The organism is Citrobacter sp. Cf136 (assembly GCF_030333815.1).
In the GTDB taxonomy this organism is placed as follows: Bacteria; Pseudomonadota; Gammaproteobacteria; order Enterobacterales; family Enterobacteriaceae; genus Citrobacter; species Citrobacter freundii.
The window spans coordinates 536,287-555,425 of record NZ_JAOWFE010000029.1 but is presented as its reverse complement, the minus strand read 5'-3'; the positions used below and the strand labels follow the sequence as shown (position 1 = coordinate 555,425).

General features: G+C 52.8%; 18 protein-coding genes. 10 read left to right on the top strand and 8 right to left on the bottom strand.

Annotated features, from left to right (window positions below; all coding sequences use genetic code 11):
• Window positions 1-9: 9 nt before the first annotated feature.
• The 3 genes from degS to zapG all read right to left on the bottom strand — a co-directional run bounded on the left by degS (window position 10) and on the right by zapG (window position 3,101).
• Entirely contained in the window at window positions 10-1,077 is a 1,068-nt protein-coding gene (gene degS, locus OGV98_RS03240; RefSeq protein ID WP_003025154.1) for an outer membrane-stress sensor serine endopeptidase DegS, read from the bottom strand.
• Between the two features lie 89 nt (window positions 1,078-1,166).
• Window positions 1,167-2,534 carry a serine endoprotease DegQ gene (gene degQ / locus OGV98_RS03235; RefSeq protein ID WP_202580962.1) on the bottom strand — a complete coding sequence of 456 codons (1,368 nt, stop codon included), beginning with the start codon at window positions 2,532-2,534 and terminating at the stop codon, window positions 1,167-1,169.
• Window positions 2,535-2,702: 168 nt separating this feature from the next.
• A complete protein-coding gene (gene zapG, locus OGV98_RS03230; protein WP_003025147.1) occupies window positions 2,703-3,101 on the bottom strand; it encodes a Z-ring associated protein ZapG in 399 nt (132 codons plus the stop codon).
• Window positions 3,102-3,293: 192 nt separating this feature from the next.
• Between zapG and zapE the strand changes: the two genes are divergently transcribed.
• The 5 genes from zapE to sspB all read left to right on the top strand — a co-directional run bounded on the left by zapE (window position 3,294) and on the right by sspB (window position 6,940).
• On the top strand, window positions 3,294-4,421 hold the full coding sequence (zapE, locus tag OGV98_RS03225; protein WP_003839902.1) for a cell division protein ZapE: 1,128 nt from the start codon (window positions 3,294-3,296) through the stop codon (window positions 4,419-4,421).
• 218 nt (window positions 4,422-4,639) lie between these two features.
• Window positions 4,640-5,068, top strand: a complete 429-nt coding sequence (rplM, locus tag OGV98_RS03220; RefSeq protein WP_003025141.1) for a 50S ribosomal protein L13 — start codon at window positions 4,640-4,642, stop codon at window positions 5,066-5,068.
• A gap of 15 nt (window positions 5,069-5,083) precedes the next feature.
• Window positions 5,084-5,476 carry a 30S ribosomal protein S9 gene (gene rpsI, locus OGV98_RS03215; RefSeq protein WP_003025138.1) on the top strand — a complete coding sequence of 131 codons (393 nt, stop codon included), beginning with the start codon at window positions 5,084-5,086 and terminating at the stop codon, window positions 5,474-5,476.
• 316 nt (window positions 5,477-5,792) lie between these two features.
• Window positions 5,793-6,431: a stringent starvation protein SspA gene (sspA, locus tag OGV98_RS03210; protein WP_003025132.1), complete on the top strand. Its 639-nt coding sequence runs from the start codon at window positions 5,793-5,795 to the stop codon at window positions 6,429-6,431.
• A gap of 5 nt (window positions 6,432-6,436) precedes the next feature.
• Window positions 6,437-6,940: a ClpXP protease specificity-enhancing factor gene (gene sspB, locus OGV98_RS03205; RefSeq protein ID WP_003025130.1), complete on the top strand. Its 504-nt coding sequence runs from the start codon at window positions 6,437-6,439 to the stop codon at window positions 6,938-6,940.
• Window positions 6,941-6,996: 56 nt separating this feature from the next.
• Here sspB and dcuC read toward each other — a convergent pair whose 3' ends face one another.
• Window positions 6,997-8,364 (bottom strand): anaerobic C4-dicarboxylate transporter DcuC, encoded by a 1,368-nt coding sequence (gene dcuC, locus OGV98_RS03200; RefSeq protein ID WP_003839905.1) that lies wholly within the window; start codon window positions 8,362-8,364, stop codon window positions 6,997-6,999.
• A 360-nt stretch (window positions 8,365-8,724) separates the two neighbouring features.
• Here dcuC and nanR point away from each other — a divergent pair, with 360 nt between their 5' ends.
• From nanR to nanQ, 5 genes are all read left to right on the top strand, one after another.
• Window positions 8,725-9,516, top strand: a complete 792-nt coding sequence (nanR, locus tag OGV98_RS03195) for a transcriptional regulator NanR (RefSeq protein ID WP_003844825.1) — start codon at window positions 8,725-8,727, stop codon at window positions 9,514-9,516.
• Window positions 9,517-9,775: 259 nt separating this feature from the next.
• Window positions 9,776-10,669, top strand: coding sequence for an N-acetylneuraminate lyase (nanA, locus tag OGV98_RS03190; protein WP_003844827.1), 894 nt, complete (start codon window positions 9,776-9,778; stop codon window positions 10,667-10,669).
• A 110-nt stretch (window positions 10,670-10,779) separates the two neighbouring features.
• The gene (locus tag OGV98_RS03185) at window positions 10,780-12,270 is read left to right on the top strand and encodes an MFS transporter (RefSeq protein WP_003025119.1); all 1,491 of its coding nucleotides are present in this window, start codon (window positions 10,780-10,782) and stop codon (window positions 12,268-12,270) included.
• 106 nt (window positions 12,271-12,376) lie between these two features.
• Window positions 12,377-13,252: an N-acetylmannosamine kinase gene (gene nanK, locus OGV98_RS03180; protein WP_048999048.1), complete on the top strand. Its 876-nt coding sequence runs from the start codon at window positions 12,377-12,379 to the stop codon at window positions 13,250-13,252.
• Complete coding sequence (gene nanQ / locus OGV98_RS03175; protein WP_048999047.1) at window positions 13,249-13,716, top strand: N-acetylneuraminate anomerase; 468 nt, start codon at window positions 13,249-13,251, stop codon at window positions 13,714-13,716. Before nanK ends, nanQ begins: the two co-directional genes overlap by 4 nt.
• A 58-nt stretch (window positions 13,717-13,774) precedes the next feature.
• Here nanQ and OGV98_RS03170 read toward each other — a convergent pair whose 3' ends face one another.
• The 4 genes from OGV98_RS03170 to OGV98_RS03155 all read right to left on the bottom strand — a co-directional run bounded on the left by OGV98_RS03170 (window position 13,775) and on the right by OGV98_RS03155 (window position 19,133).
• Window positions 13,775-15,055, bottom strand: a complete 1,281-nt coding sequence (locus OGV98_RS03170; protein WP_003025105.1) for a cytosine deaminase — start codon at window positions 15,053-15,055, stop codon at window positions 13,775-13,777.
• The gene (gene codB, locus OGV98_RS03165; RefSeq protein ID WP_003844832.1) at window positions 15,045-16,295 is read right to left on the bottom strand and encodes a cytosine permease; all 1,251 of its coding nucleotides are present in this window, start codon (window positions 16,293-16,295) and stop codon (window positions 15,045-15,047) included. Before codB ends, OGV98_RS03170 begins: the two co-directional genes overlap by 11 nt.
• A 137-nt stretch (window positions 16,296-16,432) precedes the next feature.
• Window positions 16,433-17,515 (bottom strand): PDDEXK nuclease domain-containing protein, encoded by a 1,083-nt coding sequence (locus OGV98_RS03160; RefSeq protein ID WP_003844834.1) that lies wholly within the window; start codon window positions 17,513-17,515, stop codon window positions 16,433-16,435.
• 199 nt (window positions 17,516-17,714) lie between these two features.
• Window positions 17,715-19,133 (bottom strand): glutamate synthase small subunit, encoded by a 1,419-nt coding sequence (locus tag OGV98_RS03155; RefSeq protein WP_003025096.1) that lies wholly within the window; start codon window positions 19,131-19,133, stop codon window positions 17,715-17,717.
• Window positions 19,134-19,139 lie beyond the last annotated feature (6 nt).

Genomic DNA, 19,139 nt, shown 5'->3' with positions numbered 1-19,139 from the left:
ATATCCGTATTAGTTGGTCGCCGGATATTCCTGAATCGTGACCTGCAGCGTCAACTGCTTGTCATCGCGCATCACGACCACGGAGATAACTGAACCTGGTCGAATCTCTGCCACCTGGTCCATCGTTTCCAGTGCAGATACCGCCGGTTTGTTATTGACCGAGATAATCAGATCGTTAACCTGAATACCTGCCTGCGCTGCCGGACCGTCCGGGGCTACTTCGTTAACTACAATCCCCTGAATTTGATCCATTCCGCCGCCCTGGGCGTGTAGTGGCGCAATTTCTCGGCCGCTGATGCCGATATAGCCGCGAATCACGCGCCCGTCACGAATCAGCTTATCCATGATTTTGGTTGCCAGTTGAAAAGGAATAGCAAAGCCGATCCCTTCCGGGGTTTCGCCATCGTTGCTCTTATCAAATGACAGGGTGTTAATACCCATCAACTCGCCCAGCGAGTTGACCAGCGCGCCGCCGGAGTTACCGTGGTTGATGGAGGCATCGGTTTGCAGGAAGTTTTGCCGCCCCGTCGGGTTCAGGCCAATACGACCGGTGGCACTGATAATCCCCTGGGTGATGGTTTGCCCGAGGTTGTACGGGTTCCCGATTGCGAGAACCACATCGCCGATGTGCGGTACGCGTTTGTTATTAATCGGAATTGTCGGCAGTCCACCAGTGGCGTTGATTTTCAGCACCGCAAGGTCGGTTAACGTATCAGACCCCACAAGCAGCGCTTCAAATACGCGACCGTCCTGCAATGCGACGATGATTTGGTCGGCATCGTTAATGACGTGCTTATTGGTAATGATATAGCCGCGCTGATCCATGATAACGCCTGAGCCGAGCGTGCGGATCTCAAGCTGGTTATGCGCTGTGCTGTTCATACTGCGGTTATAAACGTTAACGACGGCAGGTGCTGCACGGCGAACCGCCGGGTTATAGCTGGCGGGCGTTTCATCTGCACTGTCGAACTGCGGTGCGGTAAGCGTATTAATTTTGCGCAGCGAGGGCATCGCGGCCAGCAGAATAGCGCCGACGATTAAACCAATCGCGACCGAACGTAAAAGCTTCACAAACATGATGGCGGCGTCATTAATAAAGGGAACGGCTGCAGCATATCACGAGTTTACCGGACATCACACGAGGGGCTGATGTCCGGTTGCATGCGTTAACGCAGGAGCAGGTAAATACTCTCGTTACCGCGCACCACCTGCAGGGCAATGATCGACGGTTTCGCTTCCAGCACTTTACGCATTTCAGCGATCGAGTTTACGCGATCGCGGTTAACGCCAATAATAACGTCATCTTTATGCAGTCCGGCCTGTGCGGCAGGGCTGCTTTTTTCAACGTTATCAATTCTGATGCCTTTGGTACCGTCTTTTAACTGACCGTCGCTGAGCGTGGCCCCTTGCAACGCAGGCGCAATCATCTCTGCGCTGGCGGACGATGATGTGCTGGTATCGAGGGTGACTTCAACCTCCAGCGGTTTACCGTTACGTAGCAGGCCCAGTTTGACTTTGGTCCCCGGTTCGGTTGTCGCAATACGTGAACGAAGTTCGGCGAAGCTGTTAAGCGGTTTACCGTTGAGACTGGTAATGACGTCACCTGATTTCACCCCCGCTTTTGCGGAGCCGGAGTTAGGCAGAACCTCACTGACAAACGCGCCACGCTGTACGTCCAGTTTGAACGCTTTGGCGATATCGGAAGTCATCTCGGTGCCTTTGATGCCCAACAGACCGCGTTTGATTTCACCAAACTGCATCAACTGCTGTGCCAGCGTGCGCGCCATGTTGCTCGGGATTGCAAAACCAATACCGATGCTGCCGCCACCGGGGGCCAGAATCGCGGTGTTAATACCGATCAGCTCACCGTTGAGGTTAAGCAATGCGCCGCCGGAGTTGCCGCGGTTGATAGAGGCGTCAGTCTGAATAAAGTTTTCCAGACCTTCCAGGTTCAACCCACTGCGACCCAAAGCCGATACAATGCCGGAGGTGGCTGTTTGACCCAAACCGAACGGGTTACCTACAGCCACCGCGAAATCACCCACGCGGAGTTTATCAGAGTCAGCAATGGCAATTTGCGTCAGGTTGCTGGGGTGTTGAATTTGTAGCAGTGCGATATCGCTCTGATCGTCGCTGCCAATAAGCTTTGCGTCGAACTCACGACCATCATTAAGCTGAACGCTGATTTTTTGCGCCTGATTAATAACGTGGTTATTGGTCAGGACGTAGCCTTTGGCGGCATCAATAATGACACCTGAACCCAGTCCTTCAAAAGGTTGTGAAGGTTGATCGGGAAGTTCATCACCAAAAAATTTTTTGAACTCTTCCGGGACTTTCTGCCCCTGAGTGGCGGTGCCTTCGACCCTTACACTCACCACGGCTGGCAACACTTTCTCCAGCATCGGGGCGAGGCTGGGGAGCGCAGCCTGACCGGGAACCTGGCCGGGAATCGACGCAACGGCCGGGAATGGCGCCGAGAGAGTTAACCCGACACTTAACGCTAATGCACTCAACAGCTGGGGTTGTTTTTTCATGGATCCTGCTCTCGTACCTTGAGTAAACGGAAGATGATTCAAAACAGTTTGATGTTATTGAATTTTCGGTTTGGTCACAATGAGGCTAACGACTAAATAATAGCTGGGACGGGAAGAGAAGCGGAGGGCGCAATTGCTGCGCCCAATAAATTTCTTAACGATGTGCGGTTAGTCGCGCTTTGCGCCACTACGCAGCAGGCCAGATGCCCCTTCAGAATAGTCACGTGGCATCTGAACCGGCGCCTGATCGTTGCCTGCTTCAGACTCTGCCAGACGATTACGGAACGGGTTGTTTTCCGGCGACATACCCGGCAGCAGGTTGCTGGAGCTTTTCGCCATGTGCTGGTAAATCTGACGATAATCGTCCGCCATGTTATCCAGCAATTCAGCGCTGCGGGCAAAGTGGCTCACCAGTTCTTCACGGTACTCTTCCAGCTCAGCTTTATTTTTTTCCAGTTCGTACTGCAATGCCTGCTGTTGGCGTAATTTCCGATTACCAAAACGCATGGCTACAGCACCAATAATGATACCGACGACTAACCCAATTAGCGCATATTCCCAGGTCATGAACATCTCCCGTTGTCTTGTGTTTCCGTAGGGTGTTGGCTTTAGGCTCCATGCCTGCGCCTGATTATGCCACTATAACCGCTAATCCCGTAGAAGTGGAATCCCGTGTTTATATCACGTAATGTAGAACGGCCTTTTTTTCGTCAACCGTGAGCGACGGCACATCGATTCTCAAGGAATAACAATAACATCATGCAAAGCCTTTCCCCGACATCGCGTTACCAGCAAGCCCTCAACGACGGCAGTCATCAGCCCGACAATGTACAACAAGAAGCCGTGAATCGACTGGAAACAATTTTCCAGGCACTTACGACGCCAGCGCGACCTGCGCCGCAGGAGAGCGGACTGATGGCGCGTTTTGGCAAATTGCTGGGCAAGCGTGAGTCGCCAATCAACACACCGGTGCGTGGTTTATATATGTGGGGCGGAGTTGGGCGCGGAAAAACCTGGCTGATGGATCTGTTCTACCATAGTCTGCCGGGCGAACGTAAACAGCGTTTGCACTTTCACCGTTTTATGCTGCGTGTGCATGAAGAGCTTACTGCCTTACAGGGGCAGAGCGATCCGCTGGAAATCATCGCCGATCGCTTTAAGGCCGAAACGGACGTGCTGTGCTTTGACGAATTTTTTGTTTCTGATATTACCGACGCCATGCTACTCGGTGGCCTGATGAAGGCACTGTTTGCCCGTGGCATTACGCTGGTGGCGACCTCCAATATTCCGCCCGATGAGCTGTATCGTAACGGTTTACAACGCGCGCGTTTTCTTCCTGCCATTGATGCTATCAAACAGCATTGCGACATAATGAATGTTGATGCTGGCGTCGATTATCGTCTGCGCACCTTAACGCAGGCGCATTTGTGGCTGTCGCCACTGAATGAGGAAACCCGCCAACAGATGGATAAACTCTGGCTGGCATTAGCGGGAACCAAAGGTGAACATGCGCCGACGCTGGAGATCAATCATCGTCCGATGCAGACGCTGGCCGTCGAAAACCAAACGCTGGCGGTGTCATTTACCACACTCTGTGTCGATGCGCGTAGCCAGCATGACTACATTGCGCTGTCGCGTTTGTTTCACACGGTACTGTTGTCTGATGTGCCGGTCATGACTCCGCTGATGGAGAGTGAAGCGCGGCGCTTTATCGCATTGGTGGATGAGTTCTACGAACGCCACGTCAAGCTGGTGGTCAGCGCGGCATCGCCACTCTATGAAATTTATCAGGGCGAGCGTCTGAAGTTTGAATTTCAGCGCTGTTTGTCGCGTTTGCAGGAGATGCAAAGCGAAGAGTATCTGAAGCGGGAACATTTAGCCGGTTAAACCTGCCGCAAATCACATAAAGGGGTCGATCTTTGACCCTGACTTCTCTATAATCTTGCGACCCCACGTTACGAGAGAGTTTTTTTCCCAAAACTTTCTATGCGCCGGCATAGGCTATTCGAAGGGGTAGGTTTGCTGGACAATGTCGTGTGAACCTCAACTGACAAAACGTTTGGGTGTTCACCAACGTGTAACTTATTTATTTGGGTAAGCTTTTAATGAAAACTTTTACAGCTAAACCAGAAACCGTAAAACGCGACTGGTATGTTGTTGACGCGACCGGTAAAACTCTGGGCCGTCTGGCTTCCGAACTGGCTCTGCGCCTGCGCGGTAAGCACAAAGCGGAATACACTCCGCACGTAGATACCGGTGATTACATCATCGTTCTGAACGCTGACAAAGTTGCTGTAACCGGCAACAAGCGTACTGACAAAGTGTACTATCACCACACCGGCCACATCGGTGGTATCAAACAAGCGACCTTTGAAGAGATGATTGCTCGCCGTCCTGAGCGTGTGCTTGAAATCGCGGTTAAAGGCATGCTGCCAAAAGGCCCGCTGGGTCGTGCTATGTTCCGTAAACTGAAAGTTTACGCTGGCAACGAGCACAACCACGCGGCACAGCAACCGCAAGTTCTTGACATCTAATCGGGATTATAGGCAATGGCTGAAAATCAATACTACGGCACTGGTCGCCGCAAAAGTTCCGCAGCTCGCGTTTTCATCAAACCGGGCAGTGGTAAAATCGTAATCAACCAACGTTCTCTGGAACAGTACTTCGGTCGTGAAACTGCCCGCATGGTAGTTCGTCAGCCGCTGGAACTGGTCGACATGGTTGAGAAACTGGATCTGTACATCACTGTTAAAGGTGGTGGTATCTCTGGTCAGGCTGGTGCGATCCGTCACGGTATCACCCGCGCTCTGATGGAGTACGACGAGTCCCTGCGTGGCGAACTGCGTAAAGCTGGCTTCGTTACCCGTGATGCTCGTCAGGTTGAACGTAAGAAAGTCGGTCTGCGTAAAGCACGTCGTCGTCCTCAGTTCTCCAAACGTTAATTGTACTCTGCTTCGGCAGACGACAATTTGCGAAAAAACCCGCTTTGGCGGGTTTTTTTATCGTTATTTCTCGCCTCAGATCCACGGTAATCCGCTGATTGCCACCTCTTTTTCCCCATTTCAAGAATCGACTCACCACAAAGGTCACAAAATCTGGTAAACTATCATCCAATTTTCTGCCCAAATGTCCGGTATCGTTCATTTTTTGTTTGTATTTTGAACAGCAATGACTTTCCCGAGTCTGGGTGACATCACTTCTGGCTGGCCACTGAGTGGCTGGTAGCAGTAAAAATTCTGAATATACCTGGAGGTTTTCATGGCTGTCGCTGCCAACAAACGTTCGGTAATGACGCTGTTTTCTGGTCCTACTGACATCTATAGCCATCAGGTCCGCATTGTGCTGGCTGAGAAAGGTGTTAGTTTCGAGATTGAGCACGTGGAGAAGGACAATCCACCTCAGGATCTGATCGACCTCAACCCGAATCAGAGCGTACCGACACTGGTGGATCGTGAGCTGACCCTGTGGGAATCTCGCATCATTATGGAATACCTGGATGAGCGCTTCCCGCATCCGCCGCTGATGCCGGTTTACCCGGTTGCGCGTGGTGAAAGCCGCCTGTACATGCAGCGTATTGAAAAAGACTGGTACACGCTGATGAATGTCATCGTGAACGGTTCTGCATCTGAAGCCGAAGTCGCGCGTAAGCGTCTGCGCGAAGAACTGCTGGCAATTGCGCCAGTATTTGGCCAGAAACCTTACTTCCTGAGCGATGAGTTCAGCCTGGTAGACTGCTACCTGGCGCCGCTGCTGTGGCGTTTACCGCAGCTGGGTATTGAATTCAACGGTGCAGGTTCGAAAGAACTGAAAGGGTACATGACTCGCGTCTTCGAACGTGACTCTTTCCTGGCTTCTCTGACTGAGCCTGAACGTGAAATGCGTCTGGGCCGGGGTTAACCTGTATGGATTTGCCACAGCTAACACCACGCCGTCCGTATCTGCTGCGCGCATTCTATGAGTGGTTGCTAGACAACCAGCTCACGCCGCATCTGGTGGTGGATGTGACGCTCCAGGACGTGCAGGTTCCAATGGAATATGCGCGTGACGGGCAAATTGTTCTGAATATTGCACCGCGTGCGGTGGGCAACCTGGAACTGGCTAACGATGAAGTGCGCTTTAACGCGCGCTTCGGTGGTGTGCCGCGTCAGGTGTCTGTGCCGTTGGCTGCTGTTCTGGCAATTTATGCACGTGAAAATGGCGCCGGTACGATGTTCGAACCGGAAGCCGCCTACGACGAAGATGTTGCCAGCTTAAATGATGACGACAACGACGCGTCTGGTTTTGAGAGTGAAACAGTCATGTCGGTCATTGATGGCGATAAGCCTGACAATGGCGACGACAACGATCCTGATGACACTCCGCCGCCACCTCGCGGTGGGCGTCCAGCGCTGCGCGTAGTGAAATAAATAGTGAAATAAAAAAACAGGCCCTTTCGGGCCTGTTCTGTTTTCTGGCTTCGTGATCAGTAAAACAGCGCGATGGTGGCTACCATATTCACCACAAATCCTACTGCCATCGGGATTGCTGTACGTTTTACTACTTCAAAGGGCGATACGCCGGCAATACCTGATGTCACGACAATTACAGCGGTTATGGGTGACACCGCGCGGGCAAGCGTAGTGGCAAAATGCATCGGCATAATCATCACTACTGCAGGAATATGCAGCCCGGCGGCAATATCCGGAATGAGGCTGGCAAAAGACATAAACGGTGCGTTGCCTGACCCCATGACAATCGCACAGGCGGCGATGACCACCGCCATGATGATCATCACACCGATGCCGCCAAGACCGGAATGCTCTGCGCCTTTTATTACGGCGTCGACAGTCCCGATAGTCGTCAACCCTTTCGCAAAGATTTCACCGGCGACCACCAGCGTGACAACGTTGGCGAACTGCGTCCCCATGCCGTCAAAAAAAGCCTGCACATCATCCATCGTTTCGCGCAGATTATGTTTATGCAGGAATTCAACAAACATAGTCAGCGTCATGCTCATCAACATCACCACCACCAGATTCAACTCTGCTTTCATTAGTCCCATTTGCGCAAGGGCAAGCGAGCCCAGCATCAGGATCAGCGGCATGACGGGTAGAATGGCGTAATAGAGCGGAGGTACGTTTTCCAGCATCTTTTGTTCAGCAAATCCGTTGCTTTCCGGTGCGGCTTTTTTATCAAACTGACGCTGAACGAAAAAATGCGCAATGGCGACGGCGACAATGACACACGATGCGACGGGCAACTGATATTGAAAGAAATAAGTGGCGATTTTCATACCCGCGACCTGCGCGGCAAAAATCGAGTTGGTTTCCAGAATGCCCCATTCAATAGACATTGAGGTGGCAATGACCGCCACTGCAGATAAACGGCTCACGCCAAGACTGACCAGCGTTGGGAATAGCGTCACCATCAGCAACATACCTAACCCGGATGCGCTGGTAATGAATTGCGCCATGATCTGACCAATAACATAGGTGGCAGCAAGCACAACATAGGGTGAGCGGATTAGCTTGAGCGGGCGGCTTAACAGGCTAACCATCGCTCTGCTGGCTCCCATTCTGTCCATATAACGGGCATAACCACCCACCGCCATGATTGATAACCCCAGTCCGGCCGCGCGGTTGGAGAGCATACGCAAAATTTCGTTGTAAATATCGACCAGTAGATAGCCACTGCTCTTATCATCAGCAACCAACACGCCGTAGCCCAGCCAGACGCCGCAGATCATCAGGAAGATCCCGGCGGCGGCCAGCACGACCTGCGGTTTGTAGTTTTTGAGGATCAGGTAACCCATCGTTAATAAAACGATGACAGAGATAATGATGCCGAACATTGTTTCACTCCATGCCAGAGAAGAAGATAAATCCGGTAATAACGCTGTTATCCCAACGGATGTTATATTTTTCTGGGCATTTTTTATGGAGTGAATATCTTATTTTTAATTCGAAGATTTAATTATTTATCGTTATAAAATAGATGGTTATGATAAATTATCATGTTAATGTTCATAAATTTCATGAAGATGATATAACTCTATTAAATTAAAAATAGGCGGAAGATACTCGCTTAAAATAATATTGCTGTTACGTATGTTATCAATAAGCCAGCGGGGGCGGATCGACCATCATTTCACCCTGCTTTCGATCCTGTGTTAGGATAAACCCGCTGTTGTTTGTCACCACGACTTAGCTGAATGGACCCTATGAACGCATTTGATTCGCAAGCTGAAGACTCTCCATCCACCATTGGCCGTAGCTTACGCAATCGCCCGCTGGCGCGTAAAAAACTGTCTGAAATGGTTGAGGAAGAACTGGAGCAGATGATTCGTCGTCGGGAATTTGGCGAGGGCGAACAGTTGCCGTCTGAGCGGGAGCTGATGGCCTTCTTTAACGTGGGCCGTCCTTCTGTACGAGAAGCGCTGGCCGCGTTAAAACGCAAAGGTCTGGTACAAATCAACAACGGCGAGCGCGCCCGCGTTTCGCGTCCTTCGGCTGATACCATCATCAGCGAGCTGTCTGGTATGGCGAAAGATTTCCTCGCACATCCCGGCGGCATTGCCCACTTCGAGCAGTTGCGACTGTTCTTTGAATCAAGCCTGGTTCGATACGCCGCCGAACATGCGACAGATGAGCAAATCGACAGGCTGGCGAAAGCGCTGGAGATCAACAGCCAGTCGCTTGATGACAATACGTTGTTCATCCGTTCGGACGTTGATTTTCACCGCGTACTGGCGGAGATCCCGGGCAATCCCATCTTTATGGCGATCCATGTTGCGCTGTTAGACTGGTTAATTGCTGCCCGTCCGGCCGTTGCCGATCAAGAATTGTATGAGCACAATAACGTGAGTTATCAGCAGCATATCGCTATTGTTGACGCGATTCGTCAGCGCGATCCTGAAGAAGCAGACCGCGCACTGCAAGAACATCTCAATAGCGTTTCCGCAACCTGGCACGCCTTCAGCAAAAGTAAAAAATTGCGTAAGTAATCGCGATCCTGACGATCTTTTAAACCCAAAATCATTCAAGTTGCATCAAGGCGGCAAGAGAGCGAGTCCCCTGGAGCATAGATAACTATGTGACAGGGGTGAGCGAACGCAGCCAACGCAGAGGCGGCTCGAAGGATGAAGTGTTTAGTGAGGTAGATCGCACTATAAGCGTTCTCTATTGTATTGCTGCTTATTTGATCTGGTATAACAGGTATAAAGGTATGTAGTCAGATAACACTAATCATCGTCAGAGGTCGTTATGGCAAGAAATTTAAAAGGCGTAATGCCAGCGTTGTTAACTCCATTCGATAACCAACAGAAACTGGACATCGAGAGCCTGCGCCGTCTGGTGCGTTTCAACATTGGGCAGGGGATCGATGGGCTCTACGTTGGTGGCTCAACGGGTGAGGCTTTTGTCCAGAACCGCGCTGAAAGAGAGCAGGTTCTGGAAATTGTTGCTGAAGAAGCAAAAGGCAAGGTGACGCTGATCGCCCATGTTGGCACGGTGAGCACCGAAGAGAGCCAACAGCTGGCGAGCGCTGCGCATCGCTACGGATTTGATGCGGTTTCGGCCGTCACGCCGTTTTACTATCCGTTCAGCTTTGAAGAGCACTGCGATCACTACCGCGCAATTATTGATTCCGCCGATGGCTTACCGATGGTGGTCTATAACATCCCGGCACTGAGCGGCGTAAAACTGACGCTGGATCAGATCAACACGCTGGTGACGTTGCCGGGCGTTGGCGCACTGAAGCAAACTTCTGGCGATCTCTATCAGATGGAACAGATCCGCCGCGCTCATCCCGATCTGGTGCTTTATAACGGTTATGACGAGATCTTCGCTTCTGGACTGCTAGCAGGCGCAGATGGTGGTATCGGTAGCACTTACAACATCATGGGATGGCGTTATCAGGGAATTGTGAAAGCGCTCAAAGAAGGTGACATTCGCACGGCGCAAAAGCTGCAAACCGAGTGCAATAAGGTTATCGATCTGCTTATTAAGGTTGGCGTGTTCCGCGGCCTGAAAACAGTACTGCACTATATGGATGTGGTTTCTGTTCCACTGTGCCGTAAACCCTTTGCTCCAGTAGATGAACGCTATCTGCCGGAACTGAAAGCGCTGGCAAACCAACTGCTGGCGGAAAAGGCGTAATCGCGGGTCGCCGGGGGCGCTTCGCTTGCCCGGCCTGGATTTTTCGACCGTAAGCCGGGTAAGGCAAAGCCACCACCCGGCACAACAACAAAGATCGTCGGGAGAGTAAAATGAGTACTTCTACCCAGAGCATCCCGTGGTATCGCCATCTCAATCGGGCACAATGGCGGGCATTTTCCGCCGCCTGGCTGGGATATTTGCTTGATGGTTTCGATTTTGTGTTAATCGCCCTGGTGCTGACAGAAGTGCAGGGCGAATTCGGACTGACGACGGTGCAGGCCGCCAGCCTGATCTCGGCCGCCTTTATCTCCCGTTGGTTTGGCGGGTTAATGCTGGGGGCAATGGGCGACCGTTACGGACGCCGTCTGGCAATGGTCACCAGCATCATTCTGTTCTCCGTGGGGACGCTGGCCTGCGGCTTCGCGCCGGGCTACACCACCATGTTTATCGCCCGTCTGGTTATCGGTATGGGAATGGCGGGTGAGTACGGCTCCAGTGCAACCTATGTTATTGAAAGTTGGCCTAAACACCTGCGAAATAAAGCCAGTGGCTTCCTGATTTCCGGCTTTTCCGTTGGTGCCGTGATCGCCGCGCAGGTCTACAGCCTGGTGGTTCCGGTCTGGGGATGGCGTGCGCTGTTCTTCATCGGCATCCTGCCAATTATCTTCGCCCTCTGGCTGCGTAAAAATATTCCGGAAGCGGAAGACTGGAAAGAGAAACACGAAGGCAAAGCGCCAGTGCGCACGATGGTGGATATTCTCTACCGGGGCGAGCATCGGGTAATTAATATTCTGATGACGATCGCCGCTGCAACCGCGCTGTGGTTCTGCTTTGCTGGCGACCTGCAAAATGCGGCTATCGTGGCGGTCCTCGGCCTGATATGTGCGTTTATTTTCATTAGCTTTATGGTGCAAAGCAGCGGGAAGCGCTGGCCGACGGGCGTCATGCTGATGGTGGTCGTACTATTCGCCTTCCTGTACTCGTGGCCGATTCAGGCACTGTTGCCAACCTATCTGAAAACCGAACTGCTGTACGATCCTTCCACGGTGGCCAGAGTGCTCTTCTTTAGCGGTTTTGGTGCGGCGGTCGGTTGTTGCGTCGGCGGTTTTCTTGGCGACTGGCTGGGCACGCGCAAGGCCTATGTCTGCAGTCTGCTGGCTTCGCAGTTGCTGATTATTCCGGTATTTGCGATTGGCGGCTCAAACGTCTGGGTGCTGGGTTTGCTGCTGTTTTTCCAGCAAATGCTCGGCCAGGGGATCTCCGGGATCTTACCAAAACTGATTGGCGGCTATTTCGATACCGACCAGCGTGCGGCGGGCCTGGGCTTCACCTATAACGTGGGCGCACTGGGTGGGGCTCTGGCACCGATCATCGGCGCGCTGATTGCCCAACGTCTGGATCTGGGCACCGCGCTGGGATCGCTCTCTTTCGGCCTGACATTTGTGGTGATCCTGCTGATTGGCCTCGATATGCCGTCCCGCGTACAGCGCTGGCTGCGTCCTGAAGCGTTGCGTACGCATGATGCCATTGATGGTCGACCGTTTAGCGGGGCTGTACCGTTCGGCGGTGACAAAAGCACCATGGTGAAATCCAAAAGTTAATCCCATTGCCCGGTGTTGAACCGGGCAATTAGCGTAAGGGAAGAAGTATGTCGTTACTTGAGCAACGGGATAAAAAGCGTATCACCGCGATGCAGAAGGCGGTGTCATGACCACATTGGCAATTGATATCGGCGGTACCAAACTGGCTGCCGCGCTGTTAGACAGTAATCTGCAAATTCGCGAGCGGCGTGAATTGCCGACGCCCGCCAGCAAAACGCCGGAGGCGCTGCGCGCTGCGCTGCAAGCACTGGTTACACCGCTACAGGGGCGTGCTAATCGGGTGGCGATCGCCTCGACGGGGATTATCCGTGAGGGGGCTTTACTGGCGTTGAATCCGCATAACCTTGGCGGGTTGATGCATTTTCCGCTGACACAAACGCTGGAACAAATCACCGGCCTGCCGACGCTGGCAGTCAATGACGCACAGGCAGCGGCCTGGGCGGAATACCACGCTATGGCGGATGAGATAAGCGACATGGTGTTTATCACCGTGTCGACAGGCGTCGGCGGCGGCGTGATCAGCAACGGCAAATTACTCACCGGGTCTGGTGGTCTGGCTGGACACTTAGGACATACGCTGGCGGATCTCAATGGACCGGCCTGCGGCTGCGGGCGTGTGGGCTGCGTCGAGGCGATTGCTTCCGGTCGAGGGATCGCGGCTGCAGCCGAAGGTACACTTGCTGGATGCGATGCCAAAACCATTTTTAGCCGCGCCGGGCACGGAGATGAGCAGGCAAGCAGGTTGATCCATCGCTCGGCGCGTACTTTGGCAAGGCTTGTCGCCGATGTGAAGGCCACGACCGATTGCCAGATTGTGGTGATCGGCGGCAGCGTTGGGCTGGCTGAAGGGTATCTGGCGCTGGTGGAACATTATCTGGCACAAGAGCCTTTGGTCTATCACGTGGAATTACTGGCAGCGCATTACCGCCATGATGCTGGATTACTGGGGGCCGCGTTGTTGGCCCAGGGAGATTTATTATGATGTCAGATGAGTTGCGTTCACTGCCTTCTGCCGGATTACATCCGGTCTTGCAGCAGGCATTAACGCTTGCCATTGCGGCGAATCCTCAGGAGAAGACCCCAGGGCGCTACGCGTTGCAGGGCGATACTATTTTTATGAATGTCATGCAGTTTGCGACGCAGAGCCCAGAGCAAAAGAAAGCGGAACTGCATCAGCAGTACATTGATATTCAGGTGCTGTTGTCCGGCGAAGAACGTATTCTGTTCGGGATGGCCGATTCTGCTCGCCAGTGCGATGAGATGCATGTTGAGGATGACTATCAGCTGTGCAGCGAGATTGCCGATGAGCAGGCGATCGTACTGAAGCCGGGAAGATTTGCGATTTTTATGCCGGGCGAGCCGCATAAACCGGGCTGTATGGTGGAAGGGCCGGGGGAAATCAAAAAGGTCGTGATCAAGGTGCGCGCCAGCTTATTACAAGCCTGACGATGAGAGACCGTGTCGGATGGCAAGGCTTGCGCCATCCGACACTGGATAGAACAACTTAGCGCTTAAACGTCACCGCTTCCGGCTGCGCCAGATGCAGCGTGGTCTGGCTTGGCACTGTCTCAGCAATGACTCGCCCGTGACGAATGGAATAACGGGCAGGCGTCTGGCGACGAACCGCGTCAAACCCATTTTCTGCCGCTAAAATCACCAGATTTCCGGAGTTTCCCACGTTCAGACCGTAATCCTGCAGGTGCAAGGTTTTCGCACTGTGGGTGGTAACCAGGTTCAGCCCATCGTTGATCTGTCCGTATCCCATCAGCTGACACACATGTAATCCCATATGCAGTACCTGCAGCATATTGGCGGTGCCCAGCGGATACCACGGGTCGAAGACGTCATCATGGCCGAAGCAGACGTTGATCTCTGCTTCCAGCATCTCTTTGACGCGCGTTACGCCGCGACGTTTAGGATACGTATCAAAGCGCCCTTGCAGGTGAATATTTACCAGTGGGTTCGCGACAAAGTTAATGCCGGACATTTTCAACAGGCGAAAGAGGCGGGAAGCATACGCGCCGTTATAGGAATGCATTGCCGTGGTATGGCTGGCGGTCACGCGTTCGCCCATATTGTCACGATGCGCCAGCGCCGCGACGGTTTCAACAAAGCGTGACTGCTCATCGTCAATTTCGTCGCAGTGCACATCGATAAGCCGATCGTATTTCTGCGCCAGAGCGAAAATTTTGTGCAGAGACTCAACGCCATATTCACGCGTAAATTCAAAGTGGGGGATCGCGCCAATGACGTCTGCGCCCAAACGCACGGCTTCCTCTAATAGCGCTTCACCGTTGGGGTAAGAAAGAATGCCCTCTTGCGGGAAGGCGACAATTTGCAGCTCTACCCACGGCGCGACTTCTTGCTTCACCTCCAGCATGGCTTTCAGTGCAGTCAGCGTTGGATCGGAAACGTCAACGTGCGTGCGGACATACTGGATGCCGTTGGCCATCTGCCACTTCAGCGTCTGCATGGCGCGCGCTTTGACGTCTTCGTGCGTGAGCATTGCCTTACGTTCGGCCCAACGCTCAATGCCTTCAAATAACGTACCAGACTGGTTCCAGCTCGGCTCGCCTGCGGTTTGCGTGGTGTCCAGATGGATATGTGGCTCAACGAACGGTGGAATGGCCAGGCCGCCTTCGGCATCAAGCACTTCGCCCTGCGGTAACGTGGCGGTGTCCTGTGGCTCAATCCGGCTGAAGCGCCCGTTTTCAATCGTGAGCTGCCACAATCCTTCGCGTCCCTGTAAACGTGCCTGACGAAGGGTGATGTTATTATTCTGCATGGCTGACCTCTGGTGATTTAGCAAGGCTGCGATTGAAAAGTGGATTCAGCAGGATATAGCTGAATACGCCGCCAAGTACGGCGTTGACGGGCACAATACCGGGAATATAGTGACCTGCGGCAATGCCCAATGCAACGGACAGGATCGCTATCCAGTTTACTGAAATAAATTGCGCTTTGCTGAAGTCGGCATAGCGACGATGGTTCAGCAGATAGTCGGCGATGATCACCCCGCCAATCGGGGGAATTGCTGCCGACAGAAAAGTCAGCCAACCGACAAAGTTATTGTAAAGCCATAGCGCGCACAATGTGCCGATAATACCGTTAGCCACCGACAGTGTACGGCTGGAAAGGCCGGTAATATTGGCAAATCCCAGACCTGAGGCATACAGCGCATTGTCGTTAGTCGTCCAGATGTTCAGACCGAGCACTACAATCGCGGGCAGCAGCAGTCCCTGGGCAATCATCACGTCAGAGATATCCGCCTGTCCAACCGCAGCCGCGCCCGCAGCGCCGAAGATAAACATCAAGGAGTTGCCAAGGAAAAACGCCACCATGGCAATCAGCACCGCGCCTTTGGCGTTGCGACCAAAGCGAACGAAGTCGGCGGTTAATGTTCCTGCGCTGACAAACGAACCGACCACCAGCGCCAGGGCGGTGGAGAAATTCAGCGGCGTCTGCGGCACTATCGCTTTTAAATGGTCTAAACCGCCGACATCACTCACCGCCAGCCAGACGGAGTAGCTGCCAAGAACGACGATGGCAGGCACGGCGATGATAGATAAAACTGTCAGCGCCGAGATGCCAAAAAAGATGGTCAGGGTCATCAACAGACCAGAAACCGCAATCAGGATATTGACGTCAATTCCCGTCGCTTTGCCCACCGGGATAGCAAACATAGCCACACCCACGCCAAACCAGCCTACCTGCGTACCGCCTAACAACAGTGAGGGAAGCCATGAACCTTTCAAACCAAATGAGTAACGCGCCAGAAGGTGGGTTGAGAGCCCTGTTTTTGCGCCGATAAAACCGAGAAATGCAGTGTAAATACCGAGGAGAAGATTACCGAAGAGAACTGCCAGGAAGAAATCATTATAGGAAAGACCGGTACCGAGTGTGCCACCGGTCCACATACTGGCGGAAAAAAATGTAAGCCCCAACATGACAAATGTTAGTGGAACCACGCCTTTCCGCGCCGCCAGAGGGACGGGGCCCTGGCTATAATTGTTGTCCTGCGACACAACGCCTCCATGAATTTTGCCCAAAAAATCCGCCGCATAATATACAGTTCTCAGAATAAAGCAAACGATTACGTATAATCTTTACATGGTTATTATTTATGGTGTTGATGATTGCGTTGATTTTCCTTGGTCGACAGTTAACCCGCGTCTGTGAGTTGAGTTCCCAGCATGGTTTGTGAACGAATGAGCTCGTCTGCAAGTAATTTTTCATCAGGTAGCTGTACTTTGTACTCGCTCGCCTGGATGGTATTCGGTAGGCCGTTCAACGCGTAGTGCGCTTCCCCCGCCCCTTTTCCTGCGCACAGAATCAGCCCGACTGGCGGATTTTCCCCCGGCATCGTCCAATGTTCTTTGGCATAGTTCAGATACATATTCATCTGCCCGGCATCCGCATAGCTGAATTTGCCTACTTTTAGATCAACGAGCAACAGGCAGCGTAAACGACGATGAAAGAACAGCAGATCGACGCGGAACCAGTTATCGTCAATGCGCAATCGACGCTGACGGCCAACAAAAGCAAAATCGTCGCCGAGCTCCAGCATAAAGTCCATCAGGTGATTGATCAGCGCCTCTTCAAGGTCCGATTCTGAATACTCATCCTTGAGGCCAAGAAACTCCAGAATGAACGGATCGCGGATGGCCTTTTCAGGCAAGACTTCAGGCTCCGTCGGGACTGCCTTCTGCAACATGGCGGATTTGTCGCGGGACAACAGCGTCCGCTCATAAAACTGAGTGGCAATTTGTCGATTGAGCTGCCGTACTGACCAGCCGTTACGGAGAGTCTCTTTCTCATAAAAAGTGCGGGCATCGGCATTTTTAACAGACAAGAGGCGGACATACGCCGACCAGGGTAGTGGGAATGTTTTGGCGAGTTGTATGAGATTTTGAGATTCACCAGACAGTGTCTGCTGAATCTCAATTTGTTGAAAATAAAGATAAAACATACGCATTTGCCGTATGTTTACCATGGAAAACCCCCGTTTATAGCGTTGGTTTAGATCCACTGACAACCGTTCAATAAGCTGAGCGCCATAGGCTGCCCGGGATTCACCACCTTGCTCAAATTCAACAATTCGTCGACCAATTTCCCAGTAGGTCGCCGTCATTAGTGCATTGATACTACGGACAGTTTCTGTCCGCGCGGTGTCCAGTAGTCGAACAATTCCGTTATGGATTTGCTGATAGTCATCTGCATCCTGAAGTGACGTCGGCGTGGTCATACTTCATCCCTTTCGTGAAAGTTACGGTGTAAAAATATTCCGCGATCAATACGCCCGGGTGCTGAAGTGGTCAATCCACATTCTACTAATTACAAAGACTTGCAGTCTTAATTGCGAGTAGCTTTCAAAGAATGGTGGAGAAATACGGAGAAAAAAAGCCCCTGTCGACAAACGTGAACAGGGGCCAGAGAAGGCTCTTTTACACTTCCAGGTAATTCAGAATCCCGTCTGCCGCTTTACGACCTTCGGCAATCGCGGTGACCACCAGATCCGAACCGCGCACGATGTCGCCACCGGCGAAGATTTTCGGGTTGCTGGTCTGGAAAGCGTTGTCGCTACGTTCCGGGGCAATAATGCGCCCCTGTGAATCCAGTTCGACGCTGTGCTCTTTCAACCATTCCATGCTATGTGGGCGGAAACCAAACGCCAGGACCACGGCATCAGCCGGAACAACGTGCTCGGAGCCAGCGACGATCTCCGCACGGCGACGCCCCTTCGCATCCGGTTCGCCCATTTCAGTACGCGCCATTTTCACGCCGCACACTTTCCCGTTGGCATTCACTTCCACACCTAAAGGCTGGACGTTGAACTGGAACTCGACGCCTTCTTCGCGCGCGTTTTTCACTTCGCGTTTCGAACCCGGCATGTTCTCTTCATCGCGACGATAGGCGCAGATAACGTGCGATGCTTCCTGACGTACGGAGGTGCGCACGCAGTCCATGGCGGTATCGCCACCGCCGAGCACGACGACACGTTTGCCTTCCATGCTGATATATGGCTCATTGCTGCTTTCGCCAAAGCCCATCAACTGTTTGGTATTGGCAATCAGGAACGGCAGGGCATCAAACACGCCATCAGCGTCTTCGTTTTCCAGCCCGCCGCGCATCGACTGATAGGTTCCCACGCCAAGGAACACGGCGTCGTAATCCTTCAGCAAATCATTGAGCTGTACGTCACGGCCTACTTCCACGTTGAGTTTGAACTCAATGCCCATGCCGGTGAAGATTTCACGGCGACGGGTCATGACCTCTTTTTCCAGCTTGAAGGCTGGGATACCGAAGGTCAGCAAGCCGCCGATTTCCGGGTGACGGTCAAATACCACCGCCTTTACGCCGTTGCGGGTCAGCACATCAGCACAGGCCAGGCCCGCTGGCCCCGCACCGATAATCGCCACGCGCTTGTCCGTCTGGCGAACGCCGGTCATATCCGGACGCCAGCCCATCTCGAACGCTTTATCGTTGATATAGCGCTCAATATTGCCGATAGTTACCGCGCCAAACTCATCGTTCAGCGTACAGGATCCTTCACACAGTCGATCCTGCGGGCATACACGGCCACAGACTTCCGGCAAGGTGTTGGTCTGGTGCGAAAGCTCTGCCGCTTCAAAAATACGTCCCTCATTCGCCAACTTCAGCCAGTTCGGGATGTAGTTATGCACCGGACACTTCCACTCGCAGTACGGGTTACCGCAGGACAGGCAGCGATCTGCCTGTGCTTTGGCCTGACCTTCAGAAAACGGCTCGTAGATCTCGATAAATTCGATCTTACGGATCTTCAGCGGCTTCTTCGGCGGATCAACACGCTGCAGGTCGATAAATTGGTATACGTTCTGACTCATTGCTGC

Excerpts from the sequence above, each read along its gene's own strand:
- OGV98_RS03155 (WP_003025096.1), bottom strand. The coding sequence starts at position 19,133 with ATGAGTCAGAACGTATACCAATTTATCGACCTGCAGCGTGTTGATCCG.
- nanK (WP_048999048.1), top strand. The coding sequence starts at position 12,377 with ATGACCACATTGGCAATTGATATCGGCGGTACCAAACTGGCTGCCGCG.
- rpsI (WP_003025138.1), top strand. The coding sequence starts at position 5,084 with ATGGCTGAAAATCAATACTACGGCACTGGTCGCCGCAAAAGTTCCGCA.
- degS (WP_003025154.1), bottom strand. The coding sequence starts at position 1,077 with ATGTTTGTGAAGCTTTTACGTTCGGTCGCGATTGGTTTAATCGTCGGC.
- nanR (WP_003844825.1), top strand. The coding sequence starts at position 8,725 with ATGGACCCTATGAACGCATTTGATTCGCAAGCTGAAGACTCTCCATCC.
- OGV98_RS03160 (WP_003844834.1), bottom strand. The coding sequence starts at position 17,515 with ATGACCACGCCGACGTCACTTCAGGATGCAGATGACTATCAGCAAATC.
- zapG (WP_003025147.1), bottom strand. The coding sequence starts at position 3,101 with ATGACCTGGGAATATGCGCTAATTGGGTTAGTCGTCGGTATCATTATT.
- OGV98_RS03185 (WP_003025119.1), top strand. The coding sequence starts at position 10,780 with ATGAGTACTTCTACCCAGAGCATCCCGTGGTATCGCCATCTCAATCGG.
- degQ (WP_202580962.1), bottom strand. The coding sequence starts at position 2,534 with ATGAAAAAACAACCCCAGCTGTTGAGTGCATTAGCGTTAAGTGTCGGG.
- sspA (WP_003025132.1), top strand. The coding sequence starts at position 5,793 with ATGGCTGTCGCTGCCAACAAACGTTCGGTAATGACGCTGTTTTCTGGT.
- OGV98_RS03170 (WP_003025105.1), bottom strand. The coding sequence starts at position 15,055 with ATGCAGAATAATAACATCACCCTTCGTCAGGCACGTTTACAGGGACGC.
- dcuC (WP_003839905.1), bottom strand. The coding sequence starts at position 8,364 with ATGTTCGGCATCATTATCTCTGTCATCGTTTTATTAACGATGGGTTAC.
- nanQ (WP_048999047.1), top strand. The coding sequence starts at position 13,249 with ATGATGTCAGATGAGTTGCGTTCACTGCCTTCTGCCGGATTACATCCG.
- zapE (WP_003839902.1), top strand. The coding sequence starts at position 3,294 with ATGCAAAGCCTTTCCCCGACATCGCGTTACCAGCAAGCCCTCAACGAC.
- rplM (WP_003025141.1), top strand. The coding sequence starts at position 4,640 with ATGAAAACTTTTACAGCTAAACCAGAAACCGTAAAACGCGACTGGTAT.
- nanA (WP_003844827.1), top strand. The coding sequence starts at position 9,776 with ATGGCAAGAAATTTAAAAGGCGTAATGCCAGCGTTGTTAACTCCATTC.
- sspB (WP_003025130.1), top strand. The coding sequence starts at position 6,437 with ATGGATTTGCCACAGCTAACACCACGCCGTCCGTATCTGCTGCGCGCA.